Origin of the sequence: Actinomadura sp. KC345 (genome assembly GCF_004348515.1) — a bacterium.
In the GTDB taxonomy this organism is placed as follows: Bacteria; Actinomycetota; Actinomycetes; order Streptosporangiales; family Streptosporangiaceae; genus Spirillospora.
On the sequence record NZ_SMKH01000099.1, the window covers coordinates 1 to 24,812 of the forward strand.

The window sequence follows — 24,812 nt, forward strand, 5'->3', positions numbered from 1 at the left end:
GCGGCGGGGCAGGGCGAGGTGGGGCGCATGAATTCGCATACAGGGGTCGGCCAGGAAGGCGATGCAGTGGTCGCGGTAGCCGGGTTGCTCACGGGGAAGCCGCGCCGTAGGTGGCGCGTCTCAGGTACGACAGATGGGAACGATCATGAAGGATCCGCTTGCACGGCTCGACGAACGCTTCAGTGACCCCGACGCCCGGCCGGTGCCTTGGGCGGCCACCGCGGAGGTGCTGGAATCCGCGCAGCTGTTCTGGATCACGACCGTGCGCTCCGATGGGCGGCCTCACGTCACGCCCCTCGTCGGAGTGTGGCTCGACCAGGTGCTCCACTTCACCACGGGCCGCGAAGAGCAGAAGGCCCTGAACCTCAACGGCAACCCGCAGGTGGCGCTGATCACCGGCTGCAACCGGTGGGACGAGGGCCTCGACGTGATCGTCGAGGGCGTGGCGGAACGCGTCACCACGCACACCGACCTCGAACGGCTCGCCGTCGCCTGGGAGGGAAAGTGGGACGGCCAGTGGCGGTTCCAGGCGATCGACGGCGGATTCGCCCACGCCGAAGGCGGTGAAGCGCTCGTCTTCGCGGTACGGCCGTCCAAGATTCTCGCCTTCAGCAAGGGCACCTTCGGTCAGACCCGCTACATCCCCGCCACCTGACCCCGCCGGTTGACCCCCGCCGGGCCTAGGAGGCGTCCGCGCGTCTCCGGTTGGAAAGGCGGGAGTGTCGTGGAGGCGGTGGTCCCTTCATCGTCGCGTCAGTTGGGTGTGGCCAGGGTCAGGGGCAGGACTTGACGGGCGCCGGACTCCTTGAGGAGGCGGGTGGCCACGGTCATCGTCCAGCCCGTCTCCACGCGGTCGTCCACCAGGAGGACGGGGCCGGGGTTCCCGGAGACGGCCGCCGCCAGGTCGTCGGGGACCGTCAGGCCGTGCCAGACGGAGCGGAGGCGCTGGGCGCTGTTGTGGCGGCGCGGGGCCGGGTCGCCGAGGGGAACGAGTTCGCCCAGGTAGGACAGGCGGCCGATCTCGGCGATGCGGTGGCCGAAGCTGCCGACCAGGCGCGGCCGGGAGCGGGAGCCGATCGTGACGACGCCGGTGGGCCGGGCGGGCCAGTCCCAGGCGGCGAGGACCTTGACGACGGCGTCCACCAGGTCGGCGGGGACGTCGGTGTCGTCGCCGGCGAACAGGTCGCGCAGGCGGTTGCCCCAGCCGATGTCGGTGAGGCGGCCCAGGGCGCGGCCTGTCTCGGCCTGGAGGTCGGGCTTGATGCGGCCGGAGACGCCCAGGTCGTCCTTGACGCCGGTGGGCCACATGCGGCGGGGGGCCAGGTCGACGCCGGGGCGGTGGAGGCGTTCACGGGCCCGCGTCGCGCCCTCCTGGGAGACGTCGGCGGGCCAGTGGCGGCCCGTGCAGTTGTCGCAGCGGCCGCAGGGGGCGGCGGCGGGGTCGTCCAGCTGGCGGCGCAGGTACTCCTCCCGGCAGGTCGTGGTGGATATGTAGTCCAGCATCGCCTGCTGCTCCCGGCGGCGTTCGGCGGTGACGCGTTCGTAGCGTTCCCGGTCGTAGGCCCAGGGGCGGCCGGTGGCCGTCCAGCCGCCCTTGACGCGGCGTGCGGCGCCGTCCACGTCGAGGACCTTGAGCATCATCTCGAGGCGGGCGCGGTTGAGGTCCACCAGTGGTTCCAGGGCGCCGGTGGACAGCGGGCGGTCCGCGGTCTCCAGGACGTCGAGGGTCTGGCGGACGACGGGTTCGGACGGGAACGCGAGGCCGGCGAAGTAGGCCCAGATGTCGCGGTCCTCCCGGCCGGGCAGGAGGATCACCTCGGCGCGGTCGACGCCGCGGCCGGCGCGCCCGATCTGCTGGTAGTAGGCGACCGGGGACTGCGGGGCGCCCACATGGACGATGAAACCGAGGTCGGGCTTGTCGAAGCCCATGCCGAGGGCGCTGGTGGCGACGAGGGCCTTGAGCTTGTTGTCCTGGAGGTCCTGCTCGGCCTGGAGCCGCTCGGCCTGCTCCGTCTGCCCCGAGTAGGCGGCGACCTCGTGGCCCCGGTCGCGCAGGTAGCCGGTGATCTCGTGGGCGGCGGCGACGGTGAGCGTGTAGATGATCCCCGAGCCGGGCAGGTCGGCGAGGTGCTCCCCCAGCCAGGCGATGCGCTGCTCCGCGGTGGGCGGCGTGACGACGGCGAGGTGGAGCGACTCGCGTTCGAGGGGGCCGCGCAGGACGAGGGCGTCGTCGCCGGCGAGCTGCTCGGCGACGTCCTGGGTGACGCGGGCGTTGGCCGTCGCCGTGGTGGCCAGGACCGGGATGCCGGGCGGCAGCTCCGCGAGCAGGGTGCGCAGCCTCCGGTAGTCGGGGCGGAAGTCGTGGCCCCAGTCGGAGATGCAGTGCGCCTCGTCGACGACGACCAGCCCGGCCCCGGCGGCCAGCTTGGGCAGGACGAGATCGCGGAAGTCGGGGTTGTTGAGCCGCTCGGGGCTGACGAGCAGGACGTCGACCTCGCCCTTCTCGACCTCGGCGAAGACCTGCTCCCAGTCGCCGGTGTTGGACGAGTTGATCGTGCGGGCGCGGATGCCGGCCCGGTCGGCGGCCTCGATCTGGTTGCGCATCAGCGCCAGCAGCGGCGAGACGATCACGGTGGGGCCGGCGCCGCGCTCGCGGAGCAGCCGGGTGGCCACGAAGTAGACGGCGGACTTGCCCCAGCCCGTGCGCTGGACGACCAGGGCCCGCCGCCGCTCGACGACCAGGGCGCCGATCGCCGTCCACTGGTCGTCGCGGAGCCGCGCGTGGTCGCCCGCGAGGGCGCCCAGGCAGCGCTCGGCCTCGTCCCGCAGTCCGTCTGAAGTGCTCATGCGTCCCTTGGTACCAGCGGCCCGGAAGCGCTCGCACCAGAATCACGTTCTGTGGACAACGCGAGCCGGGGTGCCGTGGATTGGGGACTCCACCCCCACGGGTAGCCTCCAGTCAAGATCGGTTCGTACGGGGAAGGGGCGCGAGCGGGGGAATGGGCGCGGCGGAGCGCGTGCTGGGGCCGGAAGCGGCGCAACGTCTGCGGGACTCTTCCGCGGCGCAGCGGCTGCGGCGGACCTGGCAGGTCCTGATGGACTCCTCCACGCCGGAACCGCCCGAGGAGGAACCCACCGAGGTCGTCGACCCGCGGGCGATCGACCTCGTCCTGCGCGTCGGTGAGCTTCTCCTGGCGAGCGGCGAGACGACCGAGCGGGTGAACGAGGCCATGCTGGGCCTGGCCGTCGCCTACGAGATGCCGCGCTGCGAGGTCGCGGTCACACTGACCAGCCTCATGGTGTCGGCCCACCCGGGGAAGGGCGCGCCGCCGATGACGGGCTCGCGTGCCATCAGGCGCCGCACCCCTGCCTACTGGCGGCTCACCGCGCTGCACAAGCTCGTCCAGGACGCCTCCATCGGCATGCTGGAGCTGGAAGACGCCCACACGAGGCTCGCGGAGATCAAGAGGGGCCGCGCCCCGTACCCGGCCTGGCTGCTGGTCGCGTCGCTCGGGCTCGTGAGCGCCTCGGGCAGTGTGCTGGCCGGTGGCGGGCCGCTCGTGGCGGTCACCGCGCTCGTCGCCACCCTGCTCGGCGAGCGCACCGGCGCCGTCCTGGCGCGCCGCGGCATCGCGGAGTTCTTCCAGCTGTCGGTCGCCGCCGCGATCGGTGCCGCGGCCGCGGCGCTCGTGGTGTCGCTGGGCGAGCCCGGCCAGGCGGCCGCGATCGTCACGGGCGCGATCCTGGCGCTGCTGCCGGGACGGCCGCTCGTGGCGAGCATCCAGGACGGCATCACCGGCGACCTGGTCAGCGCCGGAGCGCGGGTGCTGGAGGTCTTCTTCATCATCGCGGCGCTCGTCGCGGGGCTCGGCGCGGTCGTCTACATCGCGGTCAGCCTGGGCGCGCCGATCGACGTCAGCCATCTGCCCGCGGCACCGGCGGAGCTGGAGCCGGTCGCGGTCATCGCCGCCGCCGCGATCTCGCTCACCTTCGCCATATCCCTCGCCGCGCCCAGGGACGTGCTGATCGCGGCGGCCCTGGGCGGCGCCCTGATCTGGGTGCTGTACGTCCTCGCGCGTCAGTGGGGGCTCCCGCCCGTCCTGGCCGCGGCCATGGCCGCGACCGTGGTCGGCCTGGCCGCGAACTGGCTCGCCCGCAGGCAGGGGCAGCCCGTCATGCCGTACGTGGTGCCGGCCATCGGTCCCCTCCTGCCCGGAACCGCGCTCTACAGGGGGATGGTGGAGCTCAACACCGGATCACCGGACACGGGCGTGCTCAGCCTCATCGGCGCGGTGTCGGTGGCCCTCGCGCTGGGCGCCGGCGTCAACCTCGGCGGCGAACTCGTCCGGGCGTTCCAGCACGTCGGGCTGAGCGCGTCCGGGCGCTGGGCACGTCCCGCGGCCCGCCGGACCCGCGGCTTCTAGCCCGCGGGGAGCACCGCCGGAGCCGTTCTGTCGGTGGCGGACGTTACGTTCGCCGCATGTACCGACAGGGAGACGTCCTGATCCTGCCCGTGGCCGAGGACGCGGTTCCGCCGTCCGTGCGCGGCCTGCCGCCCGCTCCCAGGGACGGCCGGGGACGCATGGTCCTCGCGCTCGGTGAGGCCACCGGGCACGCGCACGCGCTGTCCGCGCCCGGCGCGCTGCTGCGCGTCCCCGATCCGCTCACGCCGGACCATCTGCACCTGCCGTCCGGCGGCCGGCTGGTGCACGAGGAGCACGCGGCGATCACGCTGCCCAAGGGCTGGTACCGGGTGATCCGCCAGCGCGAGTACGTGCCCGGCGCCGTCCGCGTCGTGGCCGACTGAGGGGGACGGGATGCTCACCGGGACAGTGCGCGAGACCCACTACGTGGTCGCCGACTGGCAGTCGGCGGCGTTCGCCACGGGCCCCGCCGACCGCGACCGGGCCGAGGCCGGAGTGGCCGCCGCCTACGCGGCAGTCGGTCTGGACGCCCCCGAACGGTACGTGTGGATGCCCTCCCCCGCGCGCGGGGCCGTAGCGGCGGCCGTGCTGGCGCGGCGCGGCGACGCGGGGGCGAGCGTCCTGAACGAGGTGCGGACGCGCCCGTGGGAGGCCGAGCGCACCGCGGCCTGCTCCGAACAGGGGCCGGAGCAGTGGCCGCGGCTGTGGGCCGAGACGGGCGGCCTGCTGTGGAACCAGGTGCAGGCCCTGATCACGCGCGTGCGCGGCGCCATCGGCGGCCTGGCCTCGGACGGCGATCCGCCGTCGGCGCGGGCGGAGGGCGCGGCGTCCGTGCTGCGGGGCGCGACGCTCGACGCGGTCCTCGGCCAGCACGACGCGCCGTGGCTGGCGCTGTTCGAGGCGCTCGGGCGGCTGGACGGCCCCCTCGCCGGCCTCGCCGAGGCGGCGCGCTCCACCGGCTGGTGGTGGCCGTACGAGCGGCTCGCCATCATGTCGGAGCGCCCCTGCGAGCTGCACCGCGACGAGCCCGGGCGGCTCCACCGCGGCGACGGGCCGGCCCTCGCCTATCCGGACGGGTTCGCCCTGCACGCCTGGCGCGGCATGCCGATCCCGGCCGATTTCGTCGCGTCCCTGACCGGTCTGACGGCCGAGCGCATCTCCGCGGAGGAGAACGCCGAGCTGCGCCGGGTGATGCTGGAGATCTTCGGCTACGACCGCTACCTGGCCGAGACCGGTGCGCGCCCCCTGCACCGGGACGAGACCGGTGTCCTGTGGTCGATCGACCTGCCCGGCGACGAGCCCGTCGTGATGGTGGAGGTGGTCAACTCGACGCCCGAACCGGACGGGACGTACCGCACCTACTACCTGCGCGTCCCGCCGAGCACCCGCACGGCGCGCGAGGGCGTCGCCTGGACGTTCGGTGTGGACGAGGCCGACTACCGCCCCGAGAAGCAGACCTGAGCCTGCGGACGACCGGGGTCATCCCGGTCGGCGGGCGTCCCTTGACGGCACTTCCCCAGCCAAGGGACGCCCGCCCAGCTCCCGTCACGAGGTCGTCGTCTGCGCCCAGGTGACCTTCCCGCCGCCGGTGGAGCGCCACCCCCACGAATGCGACAGCGCGCCGACGAGCATCAGGCCGCGGCCTCCCTCGGCCTGGAGGTCGGGGATGGGCGCGGCGGGGCCCTGCGGGTTGTCGTCCCATACCTCCACCACGACGGTCTTGTCGTCGGGCAGGTACAGGACGAGCGTGACCGTGTTCGCGTGGCGGATCGCGTTGGTGACCAGTTCGCTGGTGATGAGTTCCAGGTCACCGTTGACGTCCCGGCGGTCCCAGTCCTCCAGAGCCGCGCGCACGGTGTCGCGCGCCGCGCGCACGGCCGTGTCGACCGGTTCGAGCGCGAGGACGAAATGGGGTCGCTGTCGATGGTCCACCGAACCGCCTAACTTGACCGGCTAACGCAAGCATGCGACACCTGAGACGGTCGTGCACGGGATCCGGACCCATTGCGGTTCCCAGCCTGCGGCGTGGCCGCGACCCGGATCGTCCGCCGTGCGCCGCCGGTGCCGGTCATGGGTGGCTGAACAGGGCCGGAATGCGTTCGAGGACGCCTCCCGCGAACGTGTCGTAGAGCCCGAGTGGCTCAAGGTGGACATAGCCGATGTGGCAGTCGCACACGTCGAGGGGGCAGGGACGGGGCGCGAGGGCGTCCCTGAACGAGCCGTCGTAGAGGTTGCCCAGGACGGACGGGACGAAATGGCAGCGGCGCACCGTGCCGTCGCCGTCCACGGACACGACGGTCTCGCCAGTCCGGCACGCGAGGCCGCGGCTGGGGTGCGGTTCCCGGCTGACCGGGAACAGGGGGTCGATCTCCGTCCAGGAGGCGGCCTCGGCGTCGTCGTAGGCGTGCCCCTCGGCGGCGTTGACCCACAGGTACGTCCCGGCGGGCAGGTCGGCGCGCAGGCGCCGCGCGGCGCCCAGGTGGTCGGGCAGACCGACGATCCCGACGCTGAACCGCACGCCGCGCTCCTCCAGGTCGCGGCATTTGCCGAGGAACCGCTCGTAGGGGACCTGTCCGGGGTGGTAGGTCGCCCACAGGGCCAGGCGGCCGAGGTCGGCGCCGGACGTCCACGAGACGCGGTGGCTGAGGTTGGTCTGGATCGCGACGCGCTCGACGTGCGGGAGGTGGCTCAGTTCGGTGAGGGCGCGCCTGTACCAGGACCGGACGAGCCCTTCGCCCCACGGCGTGAACAGGACGGAGACGCGGTGTTCCTGGCGTGAGACCCAGGCGGTGAAGCGTTCGAGGGCGGCCCGGTCCGCTCGGAGCTGCTCCGGCGTGTCGCGGCGCTTGGCGAACGGGCAGTACGGGCAGGCGTAGTCGCAGCTGGCGAGCGGCCCGCGGTAGAGGATCGTGAGGTGGTCCATCAGCGCACCTCGTAGGAGGCCATCAGAGCTTGGACGCGAGGTGAGAACAGTGCGGGGCCGATGGCGTCGGAGTAGGCGAGCCCCTCCGGCGTGAGCCGCAGTGCGGTGGCGGACGTCTCCAGCCATCCGCGGTCGCCGAACGACTTCAGGTGGGCGGGGAAATCGTCGATCGGATCCGTGCCGAAGCGCGCGCGGTAGTCGCTCCGGTCGAGACCGGCGGTTTGCAGGAGCGACTGGACGAGATGCCGTCGGCGGCGTTCGTCGTCGTCCATCTCGAAGCCCACTCGCGCGGTCGTGAAGTCGTCCTCACGGACGTAGTCATCGATGATGGAGCGCACCTGACCGGCCCCGACCGCGTATTCGAACGAGTAGTGCAGCCCGGACGTGTAGGAGCGTGCTCCGCAGCCGAGGCCCACCATGCCGTCGGTCTGGCAGCAGTACTCGGTGCCGTTGGCGGTGTCGCCGGGCCGCCGGAACATCCGCATCGACACCTGCTCGTAGCCTTCGGCCAGAAGGTGGTCACGGCCGATGGCGTAGAGGGTGAGGCGCTGGTCGTCCCAGTCCTGGGCGCGGCGTCCGAGGCCGGTCAGCGGACGGACGTAGAGGGGGTAGAGGTAGATCTCCTCTGGACGCCACGCAAGGGCGGCGTTCAGGGAGTGCATCCACGTCGTGGGGGTCTGGCCATCGATGCCGTAGATGAGGTCGATGTTGAGGGTCGGGAACCCGACCGCACGGATTCGGTCCAAGGCGGACTCGACTTCGGCGCGTTTCTGCGGACGGACGGCCGCGCGTGCCTCCTCGTCCAGGAAGCTCTGCACACCGATGGAGATCCGGGTCGTGCCGCGTTCGGCGAGGACCGCCAGCCGGTCGGTGGTGGCCGTCGCCGGTGAGGTCTCCACGCCCAGCGGGATGGCGCCGAAGCCCGGGAACCGCCCGGCGATGTCGCAGAGGCGTTCCAGTTCGGGCGCGGTGAAGTAGGTCGGAGTGCCGCCGCCGAACGCCGACGTGGCGAACGCGGCATCGCCGCCCAGCGCGTCCAGTACGGCCGTGGCTTGCCGGTCGAGTGCGTCAAGGTACGCGCCGGTCAGCTCTTCGGGTGCGCCCGTGCGGGTGAACAGGTTGCAGAAGCCGCACCGCATCTCGCAGAAGGGCACATGGAGGTAGAGGAAGAGCGCGTCGAGCGCCTCACCCGCCCACACGTCCCGCGCATGGGGCGCCGGGTTCAGCGGCCGGTAGGCGGTCTTGTGCGGGTAGGCGTACACGTATCCCTGGTAAGGCGTCACGGCAGAACGAACTCCCCGTACGGAACGGTCCACACGACCTCGTGGCCGATGCGGTGCCCGCTGTGGCCGTCCTCTCCGTACGCCGTCCCGTGGTCGGAGCAGACGATGACGAAGCAGGGACGGCGCATCAGCGCGAACAAGCGGCCGATATGGGCGTCGACATGCCTGAGCGCGGCGGCGTGGCTGGCGCGCGTGTCCCCGTTCGAGCGCGTCGCGCCGTCCAGGTAGAACCAGTTGGGCTGGTGCAGGGACGCGACGTTCAGCAGCAGGAACAGGCGCCGGCCGGCGGGCAGCCGCGCCATGATCTCGGCGACGCGGTCGATCTGGTGGGGCAGCGCCTCCGGAACGGTCACGCCGAACTCGCGCTCCCAGTGACTCTCGGCGAACAGCGACGGAAGCGCGGAGCCGAGGGGCGTCAGCTTGTTGAAGAACCCGACGCCGCCCACGCAGACCGTGTGGTATCCGGCGGCGGCGAGCCCGGACGGCAGGTCGGCGGCGTCGAACGTCCACGTGCCTGCGCCGGTGGTCTCGCTGCCCGGGAAGGCCCCGGCGAAGAGCCGCGGATGCGGCCCGGGCGCCGCGGGCGTCGGCAGGAATCCGGCCAGCATCGCGGCATGGGCGGCATAGGTGAAACTGCCCGGCGTGTGGCGGCGCTCCCAGCGGGCTCCAGGGAGCAACCCGGTGAGAATGGGAGTGTCCCCGGCGTCAGCCAGTTCGGCGGCCACGTCGTAGCGGAGCGTGTCCAGCGTCACCAGCAGCAGGTCATGGCTGCCGATGACGGCGTTCATGTCACGCACGCGCCGCTCCGGTGAGGACGGCTCTGACCTGTGCCGTGTAGGTGTCGAGCCCTTCCGCGGAACCACCGGGCAGACCGGTGAGGCGCGGCAGGAGGTCGCCGAACGCGTTGACCTCGCACACCGCGAACCGGCGCATGCCCTGCATGACGAGCAGGTCGACACCGACCATCGGGCTGCCGGGGAAACACGCCGCGGCCCGCGCGCACACGTCGAGAGCCTGATCCCATCCGTTCTGCCCAAGCGCGCGCCGGACGGCGTCCAGGTCTCCTCTGGCTCCGCCCAGATGCAGGTTGGTCATGGGGTGGCGGCTCGTCCGGACGACCGCGTGCGTCGCCTCTCCCCCGATGACGACGAGGCGGAGGTCGAACACCCGCCCGCCGATCGCGGCCTTCGGCACCCACCGCTCCACGTGCAGGCCGTCCGGCGCGAGCGCGTCGACCAGCGCGGCGACCTCCGCCTCGGTGCCGTACGTGCGGACGCGCAGCGAGTTGTGCAGGCCGCCGGGGGTCCTGGCCGCCGACGTGACGGCCCGGATCCGGCCGCCCGCCCCGGTCTGGAGCGCCACGACCCCGGAGGCCGACGACCCGTGCGCGGGCTTCACGAACACCCGCCGCTCCCCCGCGTCCGCCATCGCGTCCCGCAGCGCGGCGTAGCCGTCGACGGGCGGGAGCGCGGGCGGCACGGGCACGCCGGCCGCGAGCATCCGCGCGTGCGACCGGCGCTTGTCGAACATGACCGCGATGTCGTCCACGTCCCCCGCGAGCCGGGCGCCCGCGGCCGGCACCGCCGCGCCGATCCGGCCGAGCGCGGCGGTGAACGTCCGGTACCAGCGGGCGCCGCCGCCGACCCGGGTCGCCGCGCCGGGGCCGCGCAGCAGCGCGTCCGCCTCGGGGTCCTCTCCGGGCGAGTCGATGCGCAGCAGGTCACCGGGGTCGAGGGGGATGTCCGCGCCGCGCAGGACGTCCGTCCAGGCGACGACCCGCGGTTCGGGCAGGCCGCACGACCGGCACGCCGCCGCGAACAGCGCGGCGCGCCGGTCACCCGGTGTCGCGATGACGGCGAATCTGGTCATGGCCGGCGATGCCCCTCCCGCTATTCGGACACCTCGACGAAGAACCACTCGCCGTCGTCCGGCTCCTCCTGGCCGCTCAGGTCGACCTCGACGCCTGGCAGCGCGGCCCGCACCCGCTCCATCATGGCTTCGGAGAGGAAGTGGTGGTGCAGGTCCAGTTCGCGCAGGTGGGTGAGGGGCTGCCCGGACAGCAGCGCCTCGGCGCCCCGGTCGGTGAGGACGCCCATCGCCAGGCTCAGCGATTCCAGCCGCGCCACGACCGGCGCGCCCGCGACCGCCGCCGCGATCTCGTCCTGAATCTCGCTGTCCTCCAGCCCGAGGCGACGCAGCGCGGGCAGCCGCTCGCCCGACAGCAGCGGAGCCAGATCGGCGACCGTCGCGCCGCCGCCGTACATCTCCTCGCCGAGCCACAGGTCGAGGTGTTTCAGGTTCGGCAGCCGGCTCGTCCCCACCGCCTGGACGATCCGCGCGGGCAGCCCCCCCGACTCGAACCGCAGCACGGTCAGCTTCTCGCTCTTGATCGGTTCGAGCACGAGACCGCCCACCCCGCGGATCTCGAACCGCTCCAGGTCCGGGAACGCCGCGAACAGCGGCGAGATGTCGGAGTGCTCGATCCAGGAGATCTCAGACTCCTCGCCGGTGATGTCGCCGAGGAACAGCGCACGCAGCCCGGGGAGAGCAGCGGCCGCCTCCACCAGCAACGCCACGGGGTCGGCCGCTCCGTCGTCGTAGGACGCGCCCCAGTAGCCGATGACCAGCGCGGTGACCTCGGCGGTGCCGACCCTCTCCAGGAACCGGTCGAAGACGTCCTCGAACGGCTCGCCCCCGAAGTCCGACCCGACGTACCAGGCGGCCTCGGCGGCGGGCGGGAGTTCGTCGTCCTCCCCCGTCTCGCTGTCGAACCTGAACACCGGCAGACCGGCGTACTCCTCAAGATGCTGATAAACGCCCATGGGTCCCTTTCGCGAGCCTGCAGGGATCATGTCCTATCAGGAGCAGGCGACAGAGCGCCGACTCTCCCGGGAGATCACTCGGCCACGGCCACGTAGCGGCGGCCGTCGCCACGCGGGTCCTGTTCGTCCACGTTGACCTTCACGCCGGGGAGCGCCGCCTTCAGGCGCTCCATCATCGGGTCGGTCAGGAAGTGGTGGTGCAGGTCGAGTTCGCGCAGGTGGGTCAGGGGCTGGCCGGACAGCAGCGCCTCGGCGCCCTCGTCCGACAGCGTGCCCATCGCCAGGCTCAGCGATTCCAGCCGCGCCACGACCGGCGCGTCCGCGATCGCCGCCGCGATCTCGTCCTGGATCTCGCTGTCCTCCAGCCCGAGGCGACGCAGCGCAGGCAGCCGCTCGCCCGACAGCAGCGGAGCCAGATCGGCGACCGTCGCGTCGCCGCCGTAGTCGTCCACCCCGAACCACAGGTCGAGGTGCGCCAGTGACGGCAGGTCGCTGGCCCCCACGGCGCGCACGACCTGGGCGGGCAGGCCGCCCGACTCGAACCGCAGTGTCTTCAGGTTCGCGCTCTTGACGGGATCGAGGACCAGGCCGGCCGCGCCGCGCACGTCCAGCCGCTCCAGGTCCGGGAAGGCCGCGAGCAGCGGCGAGATGTCGGAGTGCTGGATCCAGGAGATCTCCGACTCCTCGAACGTCATGTCGCCGAGGAACACCGCCCGCAGCTTCGGGAGGACCGCGGCGGCCTCCGCCAGCAGCGCCGCCGGGTCTGCGGCGCCCTGGTCGTAGTCGGCGCCCCAGTAGCCGATGGCGAGCGCGGTGACCTCGGTGGTGTCGACCGCGTCGAGGAAGCGCGCGAAGACGTCGTCGAACGGATCCTCGTCGAAGCACGTCGCCACGCACCAGGCCGTCCCGGCGGCGGGCGGGAGGTCGTCGTCCGGCTCCGTCTCCTCGTCGAACCTGTACACCGGCAGACCGGCGTACTCCTCAAGATGCCGATGAATGAGCATGAGTCCCTTTCGTGAGCCTTCAGGGGATCATGTCCTATCAGGGACCGGGGACAGGGCGCCGGGTTCTCCGCGTCACCACGCGGCGCCGGAGGGCCGGACGTGCGCTGACCTGGTGACGGGTCCGGCGCCGGACCCCGGTGACGGCCAGGTGACGGACGCGTGGCAAAGCATCGACGGGAGTACGCCAGACGGGTGAAAGCAGACGAGCCGGACCTCTAGAGTGAATCGAATCTTGGGGGCCTCTCGCCGGAGGGCCCTTTGCCCTGCCTGCACGATCAGAGGTCCCGGACATGAACGACCACGAGGTGCACGAGGAGTGCCTGCGGCTCCTCCAGGACGGCATGCCCGTCCCCGCTCCCGCCGCCTTCGAGGAGGGACGGGACTTCCTTCCGCTCGGCCTCGACATGGACGGAGACGTCGCCGTCGTCACGTTCCTGCACCAGTGGGACGGCACCGCGGCCGCGTTCATCGAGGGCTGGACGTTCCATCGCCGCGACGGCGAGTGGCGCGAACTGGGCGGCGCCGGCGGCGCGGCCCCGGACCAGCCCCTCGCCCGCCGCTCGTCCGGCGAGATGGGCCGCCACCTGCTGAAGTACGGGTCGGGCCGGACGGTCCGCAACGCCAACCGGCTGCTGCCGTGGGGCGCCAAGTGGGTGAACGAGGCGCGGCTGCGGGCCTCGGCCGAGGTGGCGCGGATCAGGGTCGGCCAGCGGCTCCTGGACGTCCCCGAGCACGGCCACGTCGCCGTGGTGTGGGGCGCCCGCCGCGGGCCAGTCATCGAGGCCCTCGCCGCGGACGGCTCGCTGCTGGACGCCATGGACCTCGACCGCCCCGCCGTCCCCGCGCGGTCGCAGGGCGCCGATATTTGACCAATCGTTCTGGAACGTTCTATCGTCTCGTGCATGGCACGGACGAAGGAGTTCGACCCGGACGCGGCCCTGCAGCGTGCGCTCGAACTCTTCTGGGAGCGGGGGTACGAGGCGACCTCCATGGCCGATCTCGTGGGGGACCTCGGCGTCGCGCGCGCCAGCATCTACGCGACGTTCGGCGGCAAGCACGAGCTGTACGTGAAGGCCCTCGAACGGTATCTCCAGATCACCGATCCGAAGATCGCCGAGGCCCTGTCCCAGCCGGGACCGGTCCTGCCGGCGGTGCGGGCGCTGATCGAGCGCTATGCCGCGGAGGCGGCGCATGACGGGTCGCGACGCGGCTGCATGGTGGTCAACACGGCGGTCGAGCTTGCGCCCCGGGACGCCGAGGCGGCACGCCTGGTGGAGGCGAGCTGGGGTTTCCTGGAGGCGTCCCTCACCTCCGCGCTGACGCGCGCCCGGGCCCAGGGCGAGCTGTCCCCGGACAAGGACCCGCGGGGCCTGGCGCGCCTCCTGCTCGTCCTCTTCCAGGGCATGCGGGTCCTCGGCCGCGGGCCCACCGACACCGGCCGCCTCCGGGACGCGACGCGCCAGGCCCTGGCCCTCTTCGACTGACACTTCCGCCCCGCCTCCCGGCGGGGCTTCTTCCTGCCCTGATTCAAGAACGATCGATCTATAAAAGGAGACGGACCATGATGTTCGACGGCACGATCGTCCTCATCACCGGCGGTGCGGGCGGCATCGGCCGCGCCACCGCGCACGCGTTCGCCCGGGAGGGCGCCACGGTCGTCCTCGCCGGACGCGACGTGACGGCGCTGGCCGACGCCGTGAAGGAGATCGGCTCCGCCAGGGCCGACCACGTCGTCGCCGACGTGACCGACGCCTCGTCCGCGGCTCGCATGGTCGAGACGGTGGTGGCGCGCCACGGCGGCCTCCACGTCGCGGTCAACAACGCCGGGGTGCTCGGCGCGGTCGGACCCGTCGCCGACATCGACGCCACCGCCTGGGACGAGGTCATCGCGACCAACCTGACCGGCGTGTTCCTGTCGATGAAGCACGAGATCGCCCACATGCGCGGCCACGGCGGCGGCGCGGTCGTCAATGTCTCGTCCAGCATCGGCACGCACCTCCGCCTTCCCTTCATGGGGGCCTACGCGGCGTCCAAGGCCGGGGTCGGCGTCCTGACGCGCACCGCCGCGCTCGACCACATCGCCGACGGCGTGCGCGTCAACGCCGTCAGCCCGGGAGCCAGCGACACGCCGATGTCGCTCCTGCCCGGCGAGAGCAGGGAGGACCGCGCGGAGCGGATGCGCGCAGCGGCCCCGTCCGGACGCGTGTCCGAGACGTCGGAGATCGCCGAAGCCATCCTGTGGCTGGCCTCGGACGCCGCGTCCCATGTGGCCGGGCACGACCTGGTCATCGACGGCGCCGCCTCCGCCTGACGACGCTTCGCGGCCGGGGCACCGGGCAGACTCAGGGCATGGCCCTCACGCCCGACTACGACTCCGACCCGGAGCGCTTCCGCCTCGCCGGCAGGGTCACCAGGAAGTACCTGATCGGGGCGCGGAGCCTGCACGATCACGTCGCCTCGAAGCTGCTGGACGCGGGGGTGTCGCGCGTCCTGGACATCGGCTGCGGGGAGGGCGCCCTGAGCGACGCCCTCCCCGCGCCGGCGCCGTTCGCGCTCGCCGGCGTGGACGCGTCCGCGACCCTGCTGCGCGCCCATCCGGGGCCGCGGGTGCGGGCCGACGCCGCGCGCCTGCCGTTCCGGGACGCGACGTTCGACGCCGCCGTCGCCGTGAACATGCTCTACCACCTGGACGATCCCGCGCTCGCCCTGCGCGAGGCGCGCCGCGTGCTCGTCCCCGGGGGCCTGCTGCTCGCCTCCGCGATCTGCCGGAACGACAGCCCCGAGCTGGCGCCCGTCTGGCGCCCCGGAGCCACCCCGTTCGACGCCGAGGAGGCCCCGGACCGCGTCTGCGAGGTCTTCGGCGAGGTCGAGGTGGAGCGCTGGGACGCCCCGCTGATCACGCTCCCCGACCGCGCCGCCGTCCGCGACTACCTGATCGCCCGCCACGTGCCGCGGGCCGAGGCCGCGGAGGCCGCCGCGCAGGTCCGCGCCCCGCTCCCGGTGACCAAGCGCGGCTGCCTGGTCCTGGCCCGCCGCTAGCCACCGACGGTAGCTCAAAGCCCAGCCACCACCCCGGCCACGCAACAACCTGACCGCCGCGATCGCGACCGAAGGCAGGGACGAGCGAAGCGAGACCCTGATCGCGCAGCGAGCCGGAGCGATGCAGCGATCGCACCGCAGTGCCCGCCGAAGGAAGGCGCTCCGGCGCCTGACGCCAAGGGCACTGCAATTGATTACAGCCAGCCGAGGTCGCGGGCGGTGCGGGCGGCGGCGTGCCGGTTGTCGGCGCCGAGTTTGGTGACGGCGGCTGACAGGTAGTTGCGGACGGTCCCCTCGGACAGGCCCAGGCCGCGGGCGATGCGGGAGACGGGCGCGCCGTCGGCGGCGGCGCGCAGGGCGTCGAGCTCGCGGGGGGTGAGCGGGCACTCCTCGGCGGCGAACGCGTCGGCGGCGAGCTGCGGGTCGATGTACCGGGCGCCGGCGGCGACCTGCCGGACGACCCGGGCGAGCTGCGCGCCGGGCGCGTCCTTGCCGAGGAAGCCGCGGACCCCGGCGGCCATCGCGCGGCGCAGGTTGCCGGGACGGCCGTGCGCGGTCACGATCACGAGCCGGCAGCCGGGCAGGTCGCGGGAGAGGCGTTCGGCGGCGGCCAGGCCGTCCAGTCCGGGCATGTCGATGTCGAGGACGGCCACGTCCGGTTCGAGGGCGAGGGCGCGCTCGACCGCCTCGTCGCCGCGGCCGACGTCGGCGGCGACCTCGATGCCGTCCTCGGTCTCCAGCAGGAGGACGAGCGCCTCCCGGATCAGCAGGTGGTCGTCGGCCAGCAGCACGCGGATCATGCCTCTCCCTTCCCCGGGCCCTCCACCGGGACGGCCGCCGTCACCCGGAACGTCCCGTCCCCGGCCGGTCCGGCCGCGAACTCGCCGCCCGCCGCGGTGATCCGCTCGGCGAGGCCCGCGAGGCCGCTCCCGGCGTCCCCGGCCGCGCGGCGCGCGGCGCCGTCGTTGACGATCTCCACCCGGACGTGCCCGCCGCCGGCCTCGACCGTGATCTCGCACCAGGTGGCGCTGGAGTGCCGCAGCACGTTGGTGGCGGCCTCCCGGGCGACCCAGCCGAGCGGCTCGTGGACGTGGTCGGGCAGCGACGGCGACACCTCGGGACGCGCGCAGCGGAGCCCGGCGGCGCGCAGCACGGCCGACATGCCGTCCAGCTCGGTGCGCAGGGACGTGGTCCGGTAGCCGCGGACGACCTCGCGTACGTCCCGGACCGCGTCCCGCGCCATCGTCTGGATCTCGGTCAGCTCCTTGCGGACCCGCGCGTCGTCGCGTTTTACGAACCGTTCGGCGACCTCGGCGCGCAGCGCGACCGCCTGGAGGCTGTGGCCGAGGACGTCGTGCAGGTCGCGGGCGAAGCGGAGCCGCTCCTCCCCCACCGCGGACCGGGCCAGCTCGGCGCGGGCCTCCCGGAGCTCCTGGACGACATGGAAGAACCACACCGTGACGTATCCGGAGAACGCGGCCAGCGGTATGGCCGCCACCTCGTACAGGACGGTCAGCGCGGGCAGCCCGAGGGTCACGCCGTAGACCGGGGTCAGGACGGTCACCGCCGCGGTCGTCGCGGTCGCCTCGCGCAACGGCAGCACGACGGCGATCAGCCCGGCCGGGACGAGCAAAGCGTTCCCCCAGCCCTGGCCGGTGCCGAGCAGCGGCGGCATCGCCCAGCAGATCGCCGTGATCGCGGCGAGCCCGAACCGGTGGGCGGGCGCGGTGCGGCGCATCAGGTTCTGCCACAGGAGCCGCGCGTACAGGGCCAGCGTGGCGCCGGTGCCGGCGAGGGCGAGGATGAGGTGACCGGCGTCCCTGCGGTCGAAGATCTCGTACCAGAGCGCGGGCAGCAGGAGACCGGACAGCGTCATCGCCGTCATCCCCACGAGGATCGCGGCGATGACGGTGGGGCGGGGGATGCCGGGCTGCACGCGCCCAGCGTATGTGGCCGTCAAGGCGGGCGGGCGGTGCTCGTGACCAGTGCCTCACCGCGCTCAGGCGGCGCGGAGGCGAGTGGCGTCGCGGCCGGTGATCAGGCGTCCCTCGTCCACGACCCCGACCCGGTCGGCCCGGCACGCCTCCCGCGGGTCGCGGGTCGCGATCACCACGCTGACCCCCCGCGCGGCGAGCGTCGGCAGGACCGACCACACCTCCCGGCCCGCCGCCGCGTCGAGACCGGCGGTCGGCTCGTCGAGGAAGAGCATGTCCGACCGGCCCACCAGGGCCAGCGCCAGGTCGAGCATGCGCCGCCGTCCCGGCGTGAGCCGCTCGAACGGCACGCCCGCCATGTCCGTGAGGCCGGCCAGGCGCAGGGCCTCGTCGCGGGTGAGCGGGTCGAGCGTCCAGCGCCGCCAGGTGCCGACGATCTCGGCGACGGTCAGGCCCGGGAACAGGCCGCCGTCGCGCCAGACGGCCGCGGGGCGCGCGGTCTCCGCGTCGGTGTAGGGGTCGGCGCCGCGCAGGCGGACCGAGCCGCCGGTCGGGCACCGGAGCCCCGCGAGGATCTCCAGCAGCGTCGTCTTGCCGGACCCGTAGCGGCCCAGCAGCGCGTAGATCTCCCCTTCGGCCACGGTGAACGAGACGTTGCGGACGGCCTCGTCCAGGTCCAGCTCGCGTACCTCGATCACGGGTGCCTTCATGGCGACCATGCTCGCGGTGACCGGCGCGGAGGTGCAGTCACAGGCGTCACGAAACGGCCGTGAGAATCGCAGGGGCGACCGATGACGAATGTCATGGTTCGGCGACCGCCCACCCGGCCGGGGGCACGGTGACGCCCTTCTCCGAGAAGGCCGCGTCACCGGCGACGCACGTCCAGCCGGCGTCGGGCAGGTCCACGGTGGCGGGCTCGTCGTCCAGGTTCAGGACGACCGCGAGCCGTTCTGTGCCGTGCCCCACTGTGTAGGAGAGGGCCGTGTTGGTCAAGGTGTCCACTGTGGTGGGGGCGTGGACGAGCCATGGGTGGCGCCGCCTGAGACCGATCAGCTCTTGGTGCAGGCTGTGGTGGGTCAGACCGTGCCCGGGGGTCTCGCCGGGGCTTTCTGGGAAGGCCGGCCGTATGGCGTCGTCTCCGCCCTCCCGTTCTTCCTTGACGCCCTCGAAGGCGAACTCGTCCCCTGCGTAGATGGACGGGATGCCACCGATGGTCAGCAGGATGACCAGCGCGTGGGCCATCTGCCGTTCGTCGTCCAGGCGGCTCGCTATGCGCGTCACGTCATGGTTGCCGAGGAACGTCTGCGGGACGAACGTTTCGAGCATCTCGTCGTGGCGGCCGAGCGCGTGGGCCAGTTCGAAGAAGTTGCGGTCGTTCAGGGAGCTCCAGATGGCCTTCCAGAGCTCGTACTGCGTGACGGAGTCGAACCCGGTCAGTTCGACCAGCGCCGGGTAGTCGCCGTGGATGACCTCTCCGACGATCCAGGCGTCGGGGAAGCGCGCGCGGACGCGGTCGATGACCGTCCGCCAGAACCCCGGCGGGACGGCGTAGGCGGCGTCGAGGCGCCAGCCGTCTATGCCGCGCTCCAGCCAGTGGGTCATGACCTCGGTGACGTAGTCGGCGACATCCGGTTCGGCGTGGTTCAGCGTGATGAGGCGGTCGTGTCCCTCGAACGTGCGCAGGTCCGGGTGGAACCATTTCCTGTACGGGGACTCCTCGCCCCTTACGGCAACGTCGGCGAACGGCGGGAAGCCTCGTCCGACATGGTTGAAGACACCATCGAGCAGGACACGGACGCCCTTCCGTGAGGCATCGTCGATGAGCCGCTGCAGGTCGTCCTCCTCGCCGAGCCTGGGGTCGACGCGGAAGTGGTCGATGGTGTCGTAGCCATGGGTCTCGGACGCGAACACCGGACCGAGCGCGAGCCCGTTGCAGCCGAGCCCGATCAGATGGTCGAGCCAGCCGTTGAGCCGTCCCAGCCGAGGCTTCGGGGCCGTTCCGTCCGGTACGGCCCCGACGAAACCGAGGGGATAGGCATGCCACCAGATGGCGTGATCAGGCCAGCGCATGCGCACCCCCTACCCCGAATGGGGGCGGCTACAGTCACGCGCGCACGAGAGTCTCCAGGGTCAGGTCGTCCGGGCGGGCGGCACCGGCGAGGGCCATGGTCAGCTCCAGTTCGGCCTGGAGGCAGCGCAGGACGTGCTGGACGCCCGCCTGACCGGCCAGGGCCAGCCCGTACGCGTACGGGCGCGCGACCAGCACCGCCTTGGCGCCGAGCGCGAGGGCCTTGACGATGTCCGATCCCGTCCGGATTCCGCTGTCGAACAGCACGGTCGCCTGGTCGCGGACGGCGTCGACCACGGTGGCGAGCGCGTCCAGGGAGGCGACGGCTCCGTCCACCTGGCGTCCGCCGTGGTTGGAGACGATGACGGCGTCCATGCCGGCGTCGACGGCCTGGCGGGCGTCGTCGGGGTGCTGGATGCCCTTGAGCGCGATCGGTCCGTCCCAGTGGTCGCGCAGGAAGATCAGGTCGTCCCAGGTCAGGCTGGGGTTACCGAAGTTCGCGACCCAGTGCAGGATCGCGGTGTCGCGGTTGGCGCCGGTGACGGGCCCGCCGATGGCCTTCTGGAAGACCGGGTCGGTGAAGTAGTTGGCGACCCCGATACCGCGCAGGAACGGCAGGTACGCCTGGTCCAGGTCGCGTGGACGCCACGCCAGCGTGAACGTGTCCAGGGTGACGACGAGGGCGGTGTAGCCCGCAGCCTTGGCCCGCTCCATGAAGCTGGCGGCCAGGTCGCGGTCCTTCGGCCAGTACAGCTGGTACCAGCGGGGTCCGTCGCCGTTGGACTCCGCGACGTCCTCGATGGTGTAGGAGGACGCCGTGCTCAGCACCATCGGCACCCCCTCGGCCTCCGCCGCCCGCGCGACGGCCAGTTCCCCGTCCGGGTGGAAGATCGACTGGACGCCGATCGGCGCGAGCAGGACCGGGGACGGCATCGCGGTGCCCAGCACGTCCACCGACAGATCGCGGTGGGCGACGTCCCTGAGCATCCGCGGCACGATCCGCCACCGGTCGAACGCCTCGCGGTTGGCCCGCGCGGTCGCCTCGGTGCCCGCCGAGCCCGCCACGTACCCGAACGCCTGCGCCGACAGCGACCGCTCGGCGAGCCCCTCCAGTTTCGTGAGGTCCGTGGGCAGGGCGGGGAGGACGTCGCCGAGCCCTTGCAGGTAGATCGAGTTCTGGTGGTCGGCCAGCGCGCTCAAGGGAACCTCCGCATGCGGGATCTCATCCGTCCGGCATCAATCTGCCAGCTCCGGGCGGGTGACGGAATGACATCGATCGGGCATGCCGGGCGGCTCACCCGGTGGGGCGGGCGCGAGATGTCCCCGGGACCGGCCACAATGTGGGGCATGGCACGACGCGGATCCCCAGCCCCTCCACCGCCGGACTTCGAAGAGAACATCGTCGACGTCGATGTCTCCGAGGAGATGCGCGGCAGCTTTCTCGAGTACGCCTACTCGGTCATCTACCAGCGGGCGCTTCCCGACGCGCGCGACGGGCTGAAGCCCGTCCAGCGGCGGATCCTGTACTCGATGAACGATATGGGGCTCCGCCCCGACCGCGGCCACGTCAAGTGCGCCCGCGTCGTCGGCGAGGTCATGGGCAAGCTGCACCCGCACGGCGACAGCGCCATCTACGACGCGATGGTGCGGATGGCGCAGTCGTGGGCGATGCGGATGCCGCTGGTCGACGGGCACGGCAACTTCGGCTCGCTCGGCGGCGACGACATGCCCGCCGCCATGCGGTACACCGAGGCGCGGCTGTCGCGCGAGGCGATGCTCATGGTCGCCTCCATCGACGAGGACACGGTCGACTTCCGCCCCAACTACGACGGGCAGGAGACCGAGCCGGAGGTGCTGCCGGCGGCCTTCCCGAACCTGCTGGTGAACGGTGCGTCCGGCATCGCGGTCGGGATGGCCACGAACATGGCGCCGCACAACCTCGGCGAGGTCATCGCCGCGGCCCGGCACCTGATCGACCACCCGGACGCCACGCTGGACGACCTGATGCGCTTCGTCCCCGGCCCCGACCTGCCGACTGGCGGCAAGATCGTCGGCCTGGACGGCATCCGTGACGCCTACGAGCGCGGCCGGGGCACGTTCCGCACCCGCGCCACCACGACGATCGAGAACGTCACGCCCCGCCGCAAGGGCATCGTCGTCAGCGAACTGCCCTACGCCGTCGGGCCCGAGCGCGTCAAAGCCAAGATCAAGGAACTGGTCAACGCCAAGAAGATCCAGGGGATCTCCGACCTGAAGGACCTCACCGACCGCAACGTCGGCCTCCGCCTGGTCATCGAGATCAAGAACGGCTTCAACCCCGAGGCCGTCCTGGCCGACCTCTACCGGCTCACGCCGATGGAGGAGACGTTCGGCATCAACAACGTCGCGCTCGTCGACGGCCAGCCCCGCACGCTCGGCCTGCGCGACATGCTGCAGGTCTACGTCGACCACCGGATCGACGTCGTCCGCCGCCGCTCGATGCACCGGCGCAAGAAGCGCGAGGACCGCCTCCACCTCGTGGACGGCCTCCTGGTCGCCCTCCTCAACATCGACGAGGTCATCCAGGTCATCCGGCAGAGCGACGACGCCGCGCAGGCCAAGCAGCGCCTCATGCAGATCTTCGAGCTCTCCGAGATCCAGTCGCAGTACATCCTGGACACCCCGCTGCGCCGCCTCACCCGCTACGACCGCCTGGAGCTGGAGAAGGAGAAGGAGCAGCTCGCCAAGGAGATCGCCCAGCTGACCGCGATCCTCGAATCGGAGAAGAAGCTCCGCGGCGTCGTCTCCAAGGAACTCGGCGAGGTCGCCAAGGAGTTCACCACCCCCCGCCGGACGATCCTGCTGGAGTCCTCGGGCCAGACGGCCGCGGCGGCCGTCCCCCTTGAGGTGGCGGACGACCCGTGCCAGGTGCTGCTGTCGTCGACGGGCCTCATGGCCCGTACCCACGACGCGTCCCCGCTGCCGGACAGCGGCCCCCGCGCGAACCACGACGTGCTGGTCTCCGTCGTCCCCGCCTCGGTCCGGGGCCAGGTCGGCGTGGTGACGTCCCTGGGCAGGATGATCCGGGTGGAGGTCGTCGACCTCCCGACGTTGCCGACCTCGGCGACGCCTCCCTCCCTCGCGGGCGGAGCCCCGGTGGCCGAGTACATCAACCTCGAACCGGACGAAACGGTTGTAGGCATAGCCGCCGTCTCCGAACAGGGCGGCGGCCTGGCCCTGGGGACGGCCCAGGGCGTGGTCAAACGAGTGGTTCCCGAATTCCCCGCCAACCGCGACGAATTCGAAGTCATCACCCTCAAGGACGACGACCGTGTCGTCGGAGCCGTCCAGCTGCTCTCCGAGGAACAGCACCTCGTCTTCATCAGCACCGACGCCCAGCTCCTGCGCTTCGCCGCGTCCATCGTCCGGCCCCAGGGCCGCGCCGCCGGCGGCATGGCGGGCATCAAACTCGGCGAGGACGCCCGCGTCCTGTGGTTCGGCGCCATCGACCCCGCCCGCGAAGCCCGCGTGATCACGGTCTCCGGCTCGTCCTCCGCCCTGCCCGGCACGCAGACCGGCGCGATCAAACTCGCCGACTTCGCCGACTTCCCGGCCAAGGGCCGCGCGACGGGTGGCGTCCGGGCCCACCGCTTCCTCAAGGGCGAGGACGTCCTGCTCCAGGCCTGGGCCGCCCCGACCCCCCTGCGAGCCGCGGCCGCCAACGGCAAACCGGCGATGCTCAACGTGTCCATGGGCCGCCGCGACGGCTCCGGCGAGAAACTCGACAAGCCCATCGTGGCCATCAGCGGCCCTATCAGCGAGCCCCCGGAAGGGGAACCGTCCGAGGAATGATCAAAAGGTCCCGGGCCGCCGCTCCGGCGCCCGGGACCTTTTCCGATCTTCCGGAACACCCCGGCCGATCGTCCCGTATTTTCCACGCTTGCCCCAGGCTCGACGGTACGCGGATGATTTACCCCTACTCAGGGGGAATCATGGGACGTCTCATACCGGCCATTGCGGCGCTCGGCGCATTACTCCCCCTCACCGCCTGCGCTGACCTGGCCGAATCACCCACCGCGGCCTCGAATACAACGGCGAGCACGACGCCTTCCGCGGCAAGCGCGTCTCCCGCGACGAGCGCGGCTTCGCCCACTCCCTCGGTCGAACAACGTACGGTCACGAGGAACCACAAGATCCCGTACAAGACGAGAATGGTGAACGACCCCTCCCTCGCCAAGGGAGCCAGAAAGGTGAAGAGGCGCGGCGTCACAGGCGTCAAAACCCTCACCTACCGGGTCACCTACACCAATGGCAAGGCGACGGACAGGAAGCTGCTGAGCGAGGTCGTCACAAGGAAGCCGGTCGCCCGCGTCATCGCGATCGGCACCAAGAGGAAGCGGCAGTGCGACCCGAACTACAGCGGCGCCTGCGTCCCGATCACCAGCGACGTCGACTGCGCGGGCGGCAGCGGCAACGGCCCCGGCTACGTCCAGGGCCCCGTCCGCGTGGTCGGTTCCGACATCTACGACCTGGACAGGGACGGCGACGGCATCGCCTGCGACTCCTGATCGCCGCCTTCTGTTCCGCTGCTCGCGCACGAGACCTTCGGGTGCCCGGACTTCTTCCGGACGAGATGGCGGTGCGGGCGGCCCTCACCGACGTCGACGCGGGATTCGCCGACCTGCTGCGCCGGGCCTACGACACCGACGCCTGAGCCGGTCGGCGACCGCGAATCGCATCACTCGGGCGCACCGAGATCCTCGTTGCACCGGACGATCCCCTCGGTCACTTCCACGATGTCGCACACCGGGCGGCAGACGGCACCGGAGGACGGAAGGGTGACGAAGAACGTCTCGTCCCGCACCCAGGCCGTGATCTCCGCCCGCACCGAGAGGACGGCCATCCGTAGCCCGTCGTTCAGGTGCAGCGGCCCGATCCCCCGCGCGGCGAGCAGCCGCCGCAGCTCGCGGGCCGCCTCATGGCAGTCCCGCCGAGGCGGGCACCAGGGCACCCGCACGGGCAGCGCGAAGTGGACGACCTTCCCGGAGACCGGCACCGACCCCAGCCGCGACCGGCTCCGATGCGCTCCCCAGCGCCCTCCGTGCTCCACCGCCAGGGCGTTCACCAGCTCAAGCCCGCGCCCGCCCTCCGCCTCGACCGGCGGACGCAGCCTCTCTCCGGACGGCACCGTCCCGCACCACGACGCGGAGTCGAAGACCCGCACCACGATCTCCGGCCACCCGCCCCGCCCGTAGATCTGCAGCTCCGGAAGCCCCGTCGTGGGCATGGCCCCCGACGGGGCTTCCGGAGCTGCAGATCTACGGGCGGGGCGGGGG

Annotated in this window: 24 protein-coding genes; 10 read left to right on the top strand and 14 right to left on the bottom strand. The window is 72.3% G+C overall.

Translation table 11 applies throughout. From position 1 onward, the window contains the following. The first annotated feature begins 145 nt into the window (after nt 1-145). A complete protein-coding gene (locus E1281_RS18140; RefSeq protein WP_131879701.1) occupies nt 146-655 on the top strand; it encodes a pyridoxamine 5'-phosphate oxidase family protein in 510 nt (169 codons plus the stop codon). A gap of 98 nt (nt 656-753) precedes the next feature. Here the strand turns inward: E1281_RS18140 and E1281_RS18145 are convergent, their stop codons facing one another. Next, nucleotides 754-2,847 (bottom strand): RecQ family ATP-dependent DNA helicase, encoded by a 2,094-nt coding sequence (locus E1281_RS18145; RefSeq protein ID WP_131879703.1) that lies wholly within the window; start codon nt 2,845-2,847, stop codon nt 754-756. 152 nt (nt 2,848-2,999) lie between these two features. Here E1281_RS18145 and E1281_RS18150 point away from each other — a divergent pair, with 152 nt between their 5' ends. Genes E1281_RS18150 through E1281_RS18160 form a run of 3 tightly spaced genes read left to right on the top strand, consistent with a single transcriptional unit; the run spans nt 3,000 to nt 5,885 of the window. Beyond that, the gene (locus E1281_RS18150; RefSeq protein ID WP_243717077.1) at nt 3,000-4,424 is read left to right on the top strand and encodes a threonine/serine exporter family protein; all 1,425 of its coding nucleotides are present in this window, start codon (nt 3,000-3,002) and stop codon (nt 4,422-4,424) included. Nucleotides 4,425-4,480: 56 nt separating this feature from the next. Beyond that, a complete protein-coding gene (locus E1281_RS18155; RefSeq protein WP_131879705.1) occupies nt 4,481-4,807 on the top strand; it encodes a hypothetical protein in 327 nt (108 codons plus the stop codon). A 10-nt stretch (nt 4,808-4,817) separates the two neighbouring features. Further along, nucleotides 4,818-5,885, top strand: a complete 1,068-nt coding sequence (locus tag E1281_RS18160; protein WP_131879707.1) for a DUF6745 domain-containing protein — start codon at nt 4,818-4,820, stop codon at nt 5,883-5,885. 84 nt (nt 5,886-5,969) lie between these two features. Here E1281_RS18160 and E1281_RS18165 read toward each other — a convergent pair whose 3' ends face one another. From E1281_RS18165 to E1281_RS18195, 7 genes are all read right to left on the bottom strand, one after another. Next, complete coding sequence (locus E1281_RS18165) at nt 5,970-6,356, bottom strand: ATP-binding protein (protein ID WP_131879709.1); 387 nt, start codon at nt 6,354-6,356, stop codon at nt 5,970-5,972. A gap of 136 nt (nt 6,357-6,492) precedes the next feature. After that, nucleotides 6,493-7,347: an STM4011 family radical SAM protein gene (locus E1281_RS18170; RefSeq protein WP_131879711.1), complete on the bottom strand. Its 855-nt coding sequence runs from the start codon at nt 7,345-7,347 to the stop codon at nt 6,493-6,495. Beyond that, nucleotides 7,347-8,630: an STM4012 family radical SAM protein gene (locus tag E1281_RS18175; protein WP_243717079.1), complete on the bottom strand. Its 1,284-nt coding sequence runs from the start codon at nt 8,628-8,630 to the stop codon at nt 7,347-7,349. The genes E1281_RS18170 and E1281_RS18175 overlap by 1 nt, the downstream gene beginning before the upstream one ends. Continuing rightward, nucleotides 8,627-9,418 carry an STM4013/SEN3800 family hydrolase gene (locus tag E1281_RS18180; protein WP_131879743.1) on the bottom strand — a complete coding sequence of 264 codons (792 nt, stop codon included), beginning with the start codon at nt 9,416-9,418 and terminating at the stop codon, nt 8,627-8,629. Before E1281_RS18180 ends, E1281_RS18175 begins: the two co-directional genes overlap by 4 nt. 1 nt (nt 9,419) lies before the next feature. Next, entirely contained in the window at nt 9,420-10,499 is a 1,080-nt protein-coding gene (locus tag E1281_RS18185; RefSeq protein WP_131879715.1) for an STM4014 family protein, read from the bottom strand. 20 nt (nt 10,500-10,519) lie between these two features. Continuing rightward, nucleotides 10,520-11,452, bottom strand: coding sequence for an STM4015 family protein (locus E1281_RS18190; protein WP_131879717.1), 933 nt, complete (start codon nt 11,450-11,452; stop codon nt 10,520-10,522). A gap of 74 nt (nt 11,453-11,526) precedes the next feature. Continuing rightward, the gene (locus tag E1281_RS18195) at nt 11,527-12,456 is read right to left on the bottom strand and encodes an STM4015 family protein (RefSeq protein WP_131879719.1); all 930 of its coding nucleotides are present in this window, start codon (nt 12,454-12,456) and stop codon (nt 11,527-11,529) included. Between the two features lie 290 nt (nt 12,457-12,746). On the opposite strand from E1281_RS18195, the gene E1281_RS18200 reads away from it, so the two are divergent. The 4 genes from E1281_RS18200 to E1281_RS18215 all read left to right on the top strand — a co-directional run bounded on the left by E1281_RS18200 (nt 12,747) and on the right by E1281_RS18215 (nt 15,495). Next, nucleotides 12,747-13,325 (top strand): hypothetical protein, encoded by a 579-nt coding sequence (locus E1281_RS18200; protein WP_243717081.1) that lies wholly within the window; start codon nt 12,747-12,749, stop codon nt 13,323-13,325. A 33-nt stretch (nt 13,326-13,358) separates the two neighbouring features. Continuing rightward, entirely contained in the window at nt 13,359-13,940 is a 582-nt protein-coding gene (locus E1281_RS18205) for a TetR/AcrR family transcriptional regulator (RefSeq protein ID WP_131879721.1), read from the top strand. Nucleotides 13,941-14,017: 77 nt separating this feature from the next. Beyond that, nucleotides 14,018-14,767 carry an SDR family oxidoreductase gene (locus E1281_RS18210; protein ID WP_131879723.1) on the top strand — a complete coding sequence of 250 codons (750 nt, stop codon included), beginning with the start codon at nt 14,018-14,020 and terminating at the stop codon, nt 14,765-14,767. Nucleotides 14,768-14,805: 38 nt separating this feature from the next. Further along, entirely contained in the window at nt 14,806-15,495 is a 690-nt protein-coding gene (locus tag E1281_RS18215; RefSeq protein ID WP_131879725.1) for a class I SAM-dependent methyltransferase, read from the top strand. A gap of 194 nt (nt 15,496-15,689) precedes the next feature. Here E1281_RS18215 and E1281_RS18220 read toward each other — a convergent pair whose 3' ends face one another. From E1281_RS18220 to E1281_RS18240, 5 genes are all read right to left on the bottom strand, one after another. Then, on the bottom strand, nt 15,690-16,295 hold the full coding sequence (locus E1281_RS18220; RefSeq protein ID WP_131879727.1) for a response regulator transcription factor: 606 nt from the start codon (nt 16,293-16,295) through the stop codon (nt 15,690-15,692). Beyond that, the gene (locus tag E1281_RS18225) at nt 16,292-17,431 is read right to left on the bottom strand and encodes a histidine kinase (RefSeq protein ID WP_131879729.1); all 1,140 of its coding nucleotides are present in this window, start codon (nt 17,429-17,431) and stop codon (nt 16,292-16,294) included. The genes E1281_RS18220 and E1281_RS18225 overlap by 4 nt, the downstream gene beginning before the upstream one ends. 63 nt (nt 17,432-17,494) lie before the next feature. After that, complete coding sequence (locus E1281_RS18230; protein WP_131879731.1) at nt 17,495-18,139, bottom strand: ABC transporter ATP-binding protein; 645 nt, start codon at nt 18,137-18,139, stop codon at nt 17,495-17,497. Between the two features lie 91 nt (nt 18,140-18,230). Next, the gene (locus tag E1281_RS18235) at nt 18,231-19,499 is read right to left on the bottom strand and encodes an alpha-amylase family glycosyl hydrolase (protein ID WP_131879733.1); all 1,269 of its coding nucleotides are present in this window, start codon (nt 19,497-19,499) and stop codon (nt 18,231-18,233) included. Between the two features lie 34 nt (nt 19,500-19,533). After that, complete coding sequence (locus E1281_RS18240; protein WP_131879735.1) at nt 19,534-20,697, bottom strand: lactate 2-monooxygenase; 1,164 nt, start codon at nt 20,695-20,697, stop codon at nt 19,534-19,536. A 147-nt stretch (nt 20,698-20,844) separates the two neighbouring features. On the opposite strand from E1281_RS18240, the gene E1281_RS18245 reads away from it, so the two are divergent. Beyond that, the gene (locus tag E1281_RS18245) at nt 20,845-23,328 is read left to right on the top strand and encodes a DNA topoisomerase IV subunit A (protein WP_207943340.1); all 2,484 of its coding nucleotides are present in this window, start codon (nt 20,845-20,847) and stop codon (nt 23,326-23,328) included. A 140-nt stretch (nt 23,329-23,468) separates the two neighbouring features. Then, entirely contained in the window at nt 23,469-24,044 is a 576-nt protein-coding gene (locus tag E1281_RS42600; protein ID WP_207943341.1) for a G5 domain-containing protein, read from the top strand. A 170-nt stretch (nt 24,045-24,214) separates the two neighbouring features. Here E1281_RS42600 and E1281_RS18255 read toward each other — a convergent pair whose 3' ends face one another. Further along, nucleotides 24,215-24,763: a hypothetical protein gene (locus E1281_RS18255; protein WP_131879739.1), complete on the bottom strand. Its 549-nt coding sequence runs from the start codon at nt 24,761-24,763 to the stop codon at nt 24,215-24,217. Between the last annotated feature and the right edge of the window lie 49 nt (nt 24,764-24,812).

Coding starts and splice junctions, on each gene's coding strand:
- E1281_RS18235 (WP_131879733.1), bottom strand. CDS start 19,499: ATGCGCTGGCCTGATCACGCCATCTGGTGGCATGCCTATCCCCTCGGT.
- E1281_RS18185 (WP_131879715.1), bottom strand. CDS start 10,499: ATGACCAGATTCGCCGTCATCGCGACACCGGGTGACCGGCGCGCCGCG.
- E1281_RS18215 (WP_131879725.1), top strand. CDS start 14,806: ATGGCCCTCACGCCCGACTACGACTCCGACCCGGAGCGCTTCCGCCTC.
- E1281_RS18205 (WP_131879721.1), top strand. CDS start 13,359: ATGGCACGGACGAAGGAGTTCGACCCGGACGCGGCCCTGCAGCGTGCG.
- E1281_RS18145 (WP_131879703.1), bottom strand. CDS start 2,847: ATGAGCACTTCAGACGGACTGCGGGACGAGGCCGAGCGCTGCCTGGGC.
- E1281_RS18180 (WP_131879743.1), bottom strand. CDS start 9,418: ATGAACGCCGTCATCGGCAGCCATGACCTGCTGCTGGTGACGCTGGAC.
- E1281_RS18220 (WP_131879727.1), bottom strand. CDS start 16,295: ATGATCCGCGTGCTGCTGGCCGACGACCACCTGCTGATCCGGGAGGCG.
- E1281_RS18210 (WP_131879723.1), top strand. CDS start 14,018: ATGATGTTCGACGGCACGATCGTCCTCATCACCGGCGGTGCGGGCGGC.
- E1281_RS18155 (WP_131879705.1), top strand. CDS start 4,481: ATGTACCGACAGGGAGACGTCCTGATCCTGCCCGTGGCCGAGGACGCG.
- E1281_RS18255 (WP_131879739.1), bottom strand. CDS start 24,763: ATGCCCACGACGGGGCTTCCGGAGCTGCAGATCTACGGGCGGGGCGGG.
- E1281_RS18160 (WP_131879707.1), top strand. CDS start 4,818: ATGCTCACCGGGACAGTGCGCGAGACCCACTACGTGGTCGCCGACTGG.
- E1281_RS18140 (WP_131879701.1), top strand. CDS start 146: ATGAAGGATCCGCTTGCACGGCTCGACGAACGCTTCAGTGACCCCGAC.
- E1281_RS18230 (WP_131879731.1), bottom strand. CDS start 18,139: ATGAAGGCACCCGTGATCGAGGTACGCGAGCTGGACCTGGACGAGGCC.
- E1281_RS18170 (WP_131879711.1), bottom strand. CDS start 7,347: ATGGACCACCTCACGATCCTCTACCGCGGGCCGCTCGCCAGCTGCGAC.
- E1281_RS42600 (WP_207943341.1), top strand. CDS start 23,469: ATGGGACGTCTCATACCGGCCATTGCGGCGCTCGGCGCATTACTCCCC.
- E1281_RS18190 (WP_131879717.1), bottom strand. CDS start 11,452: ATGGGCGTTTATCAGCATCTTGAGGAGTACGCCGGTCTGCCGGTGTTC.
- E1281_RS18150 (WP_243717077.1), top strand. CDS start 3,000: ATGGGCGCGGCGGAGCGCGTGCTGGGGCCGGAAGCGGCGCAACGTCTG.
- E1281_RS18200 (WP_243717081.1), top strand. CDS start 12,747: ATGAACGACCACGAGGTGCACGAGGAGTGCCTGCGGCTCCTCCAGGAC.
- E1281_RS18245 (WP_207943340.1), top strand. CDS start 20,845: ATGGCACGACGCGGATCCCCAGCCCCTCCACCGCCGGACTTCGAAGAG.
- E1281_RS18195 (WP_131879719.1), bottom strand. CDS start 12,456: ATGCTCATTCATCGGCATCTTGAGGAGTACGCCGGTCTGCCGGTGTAC.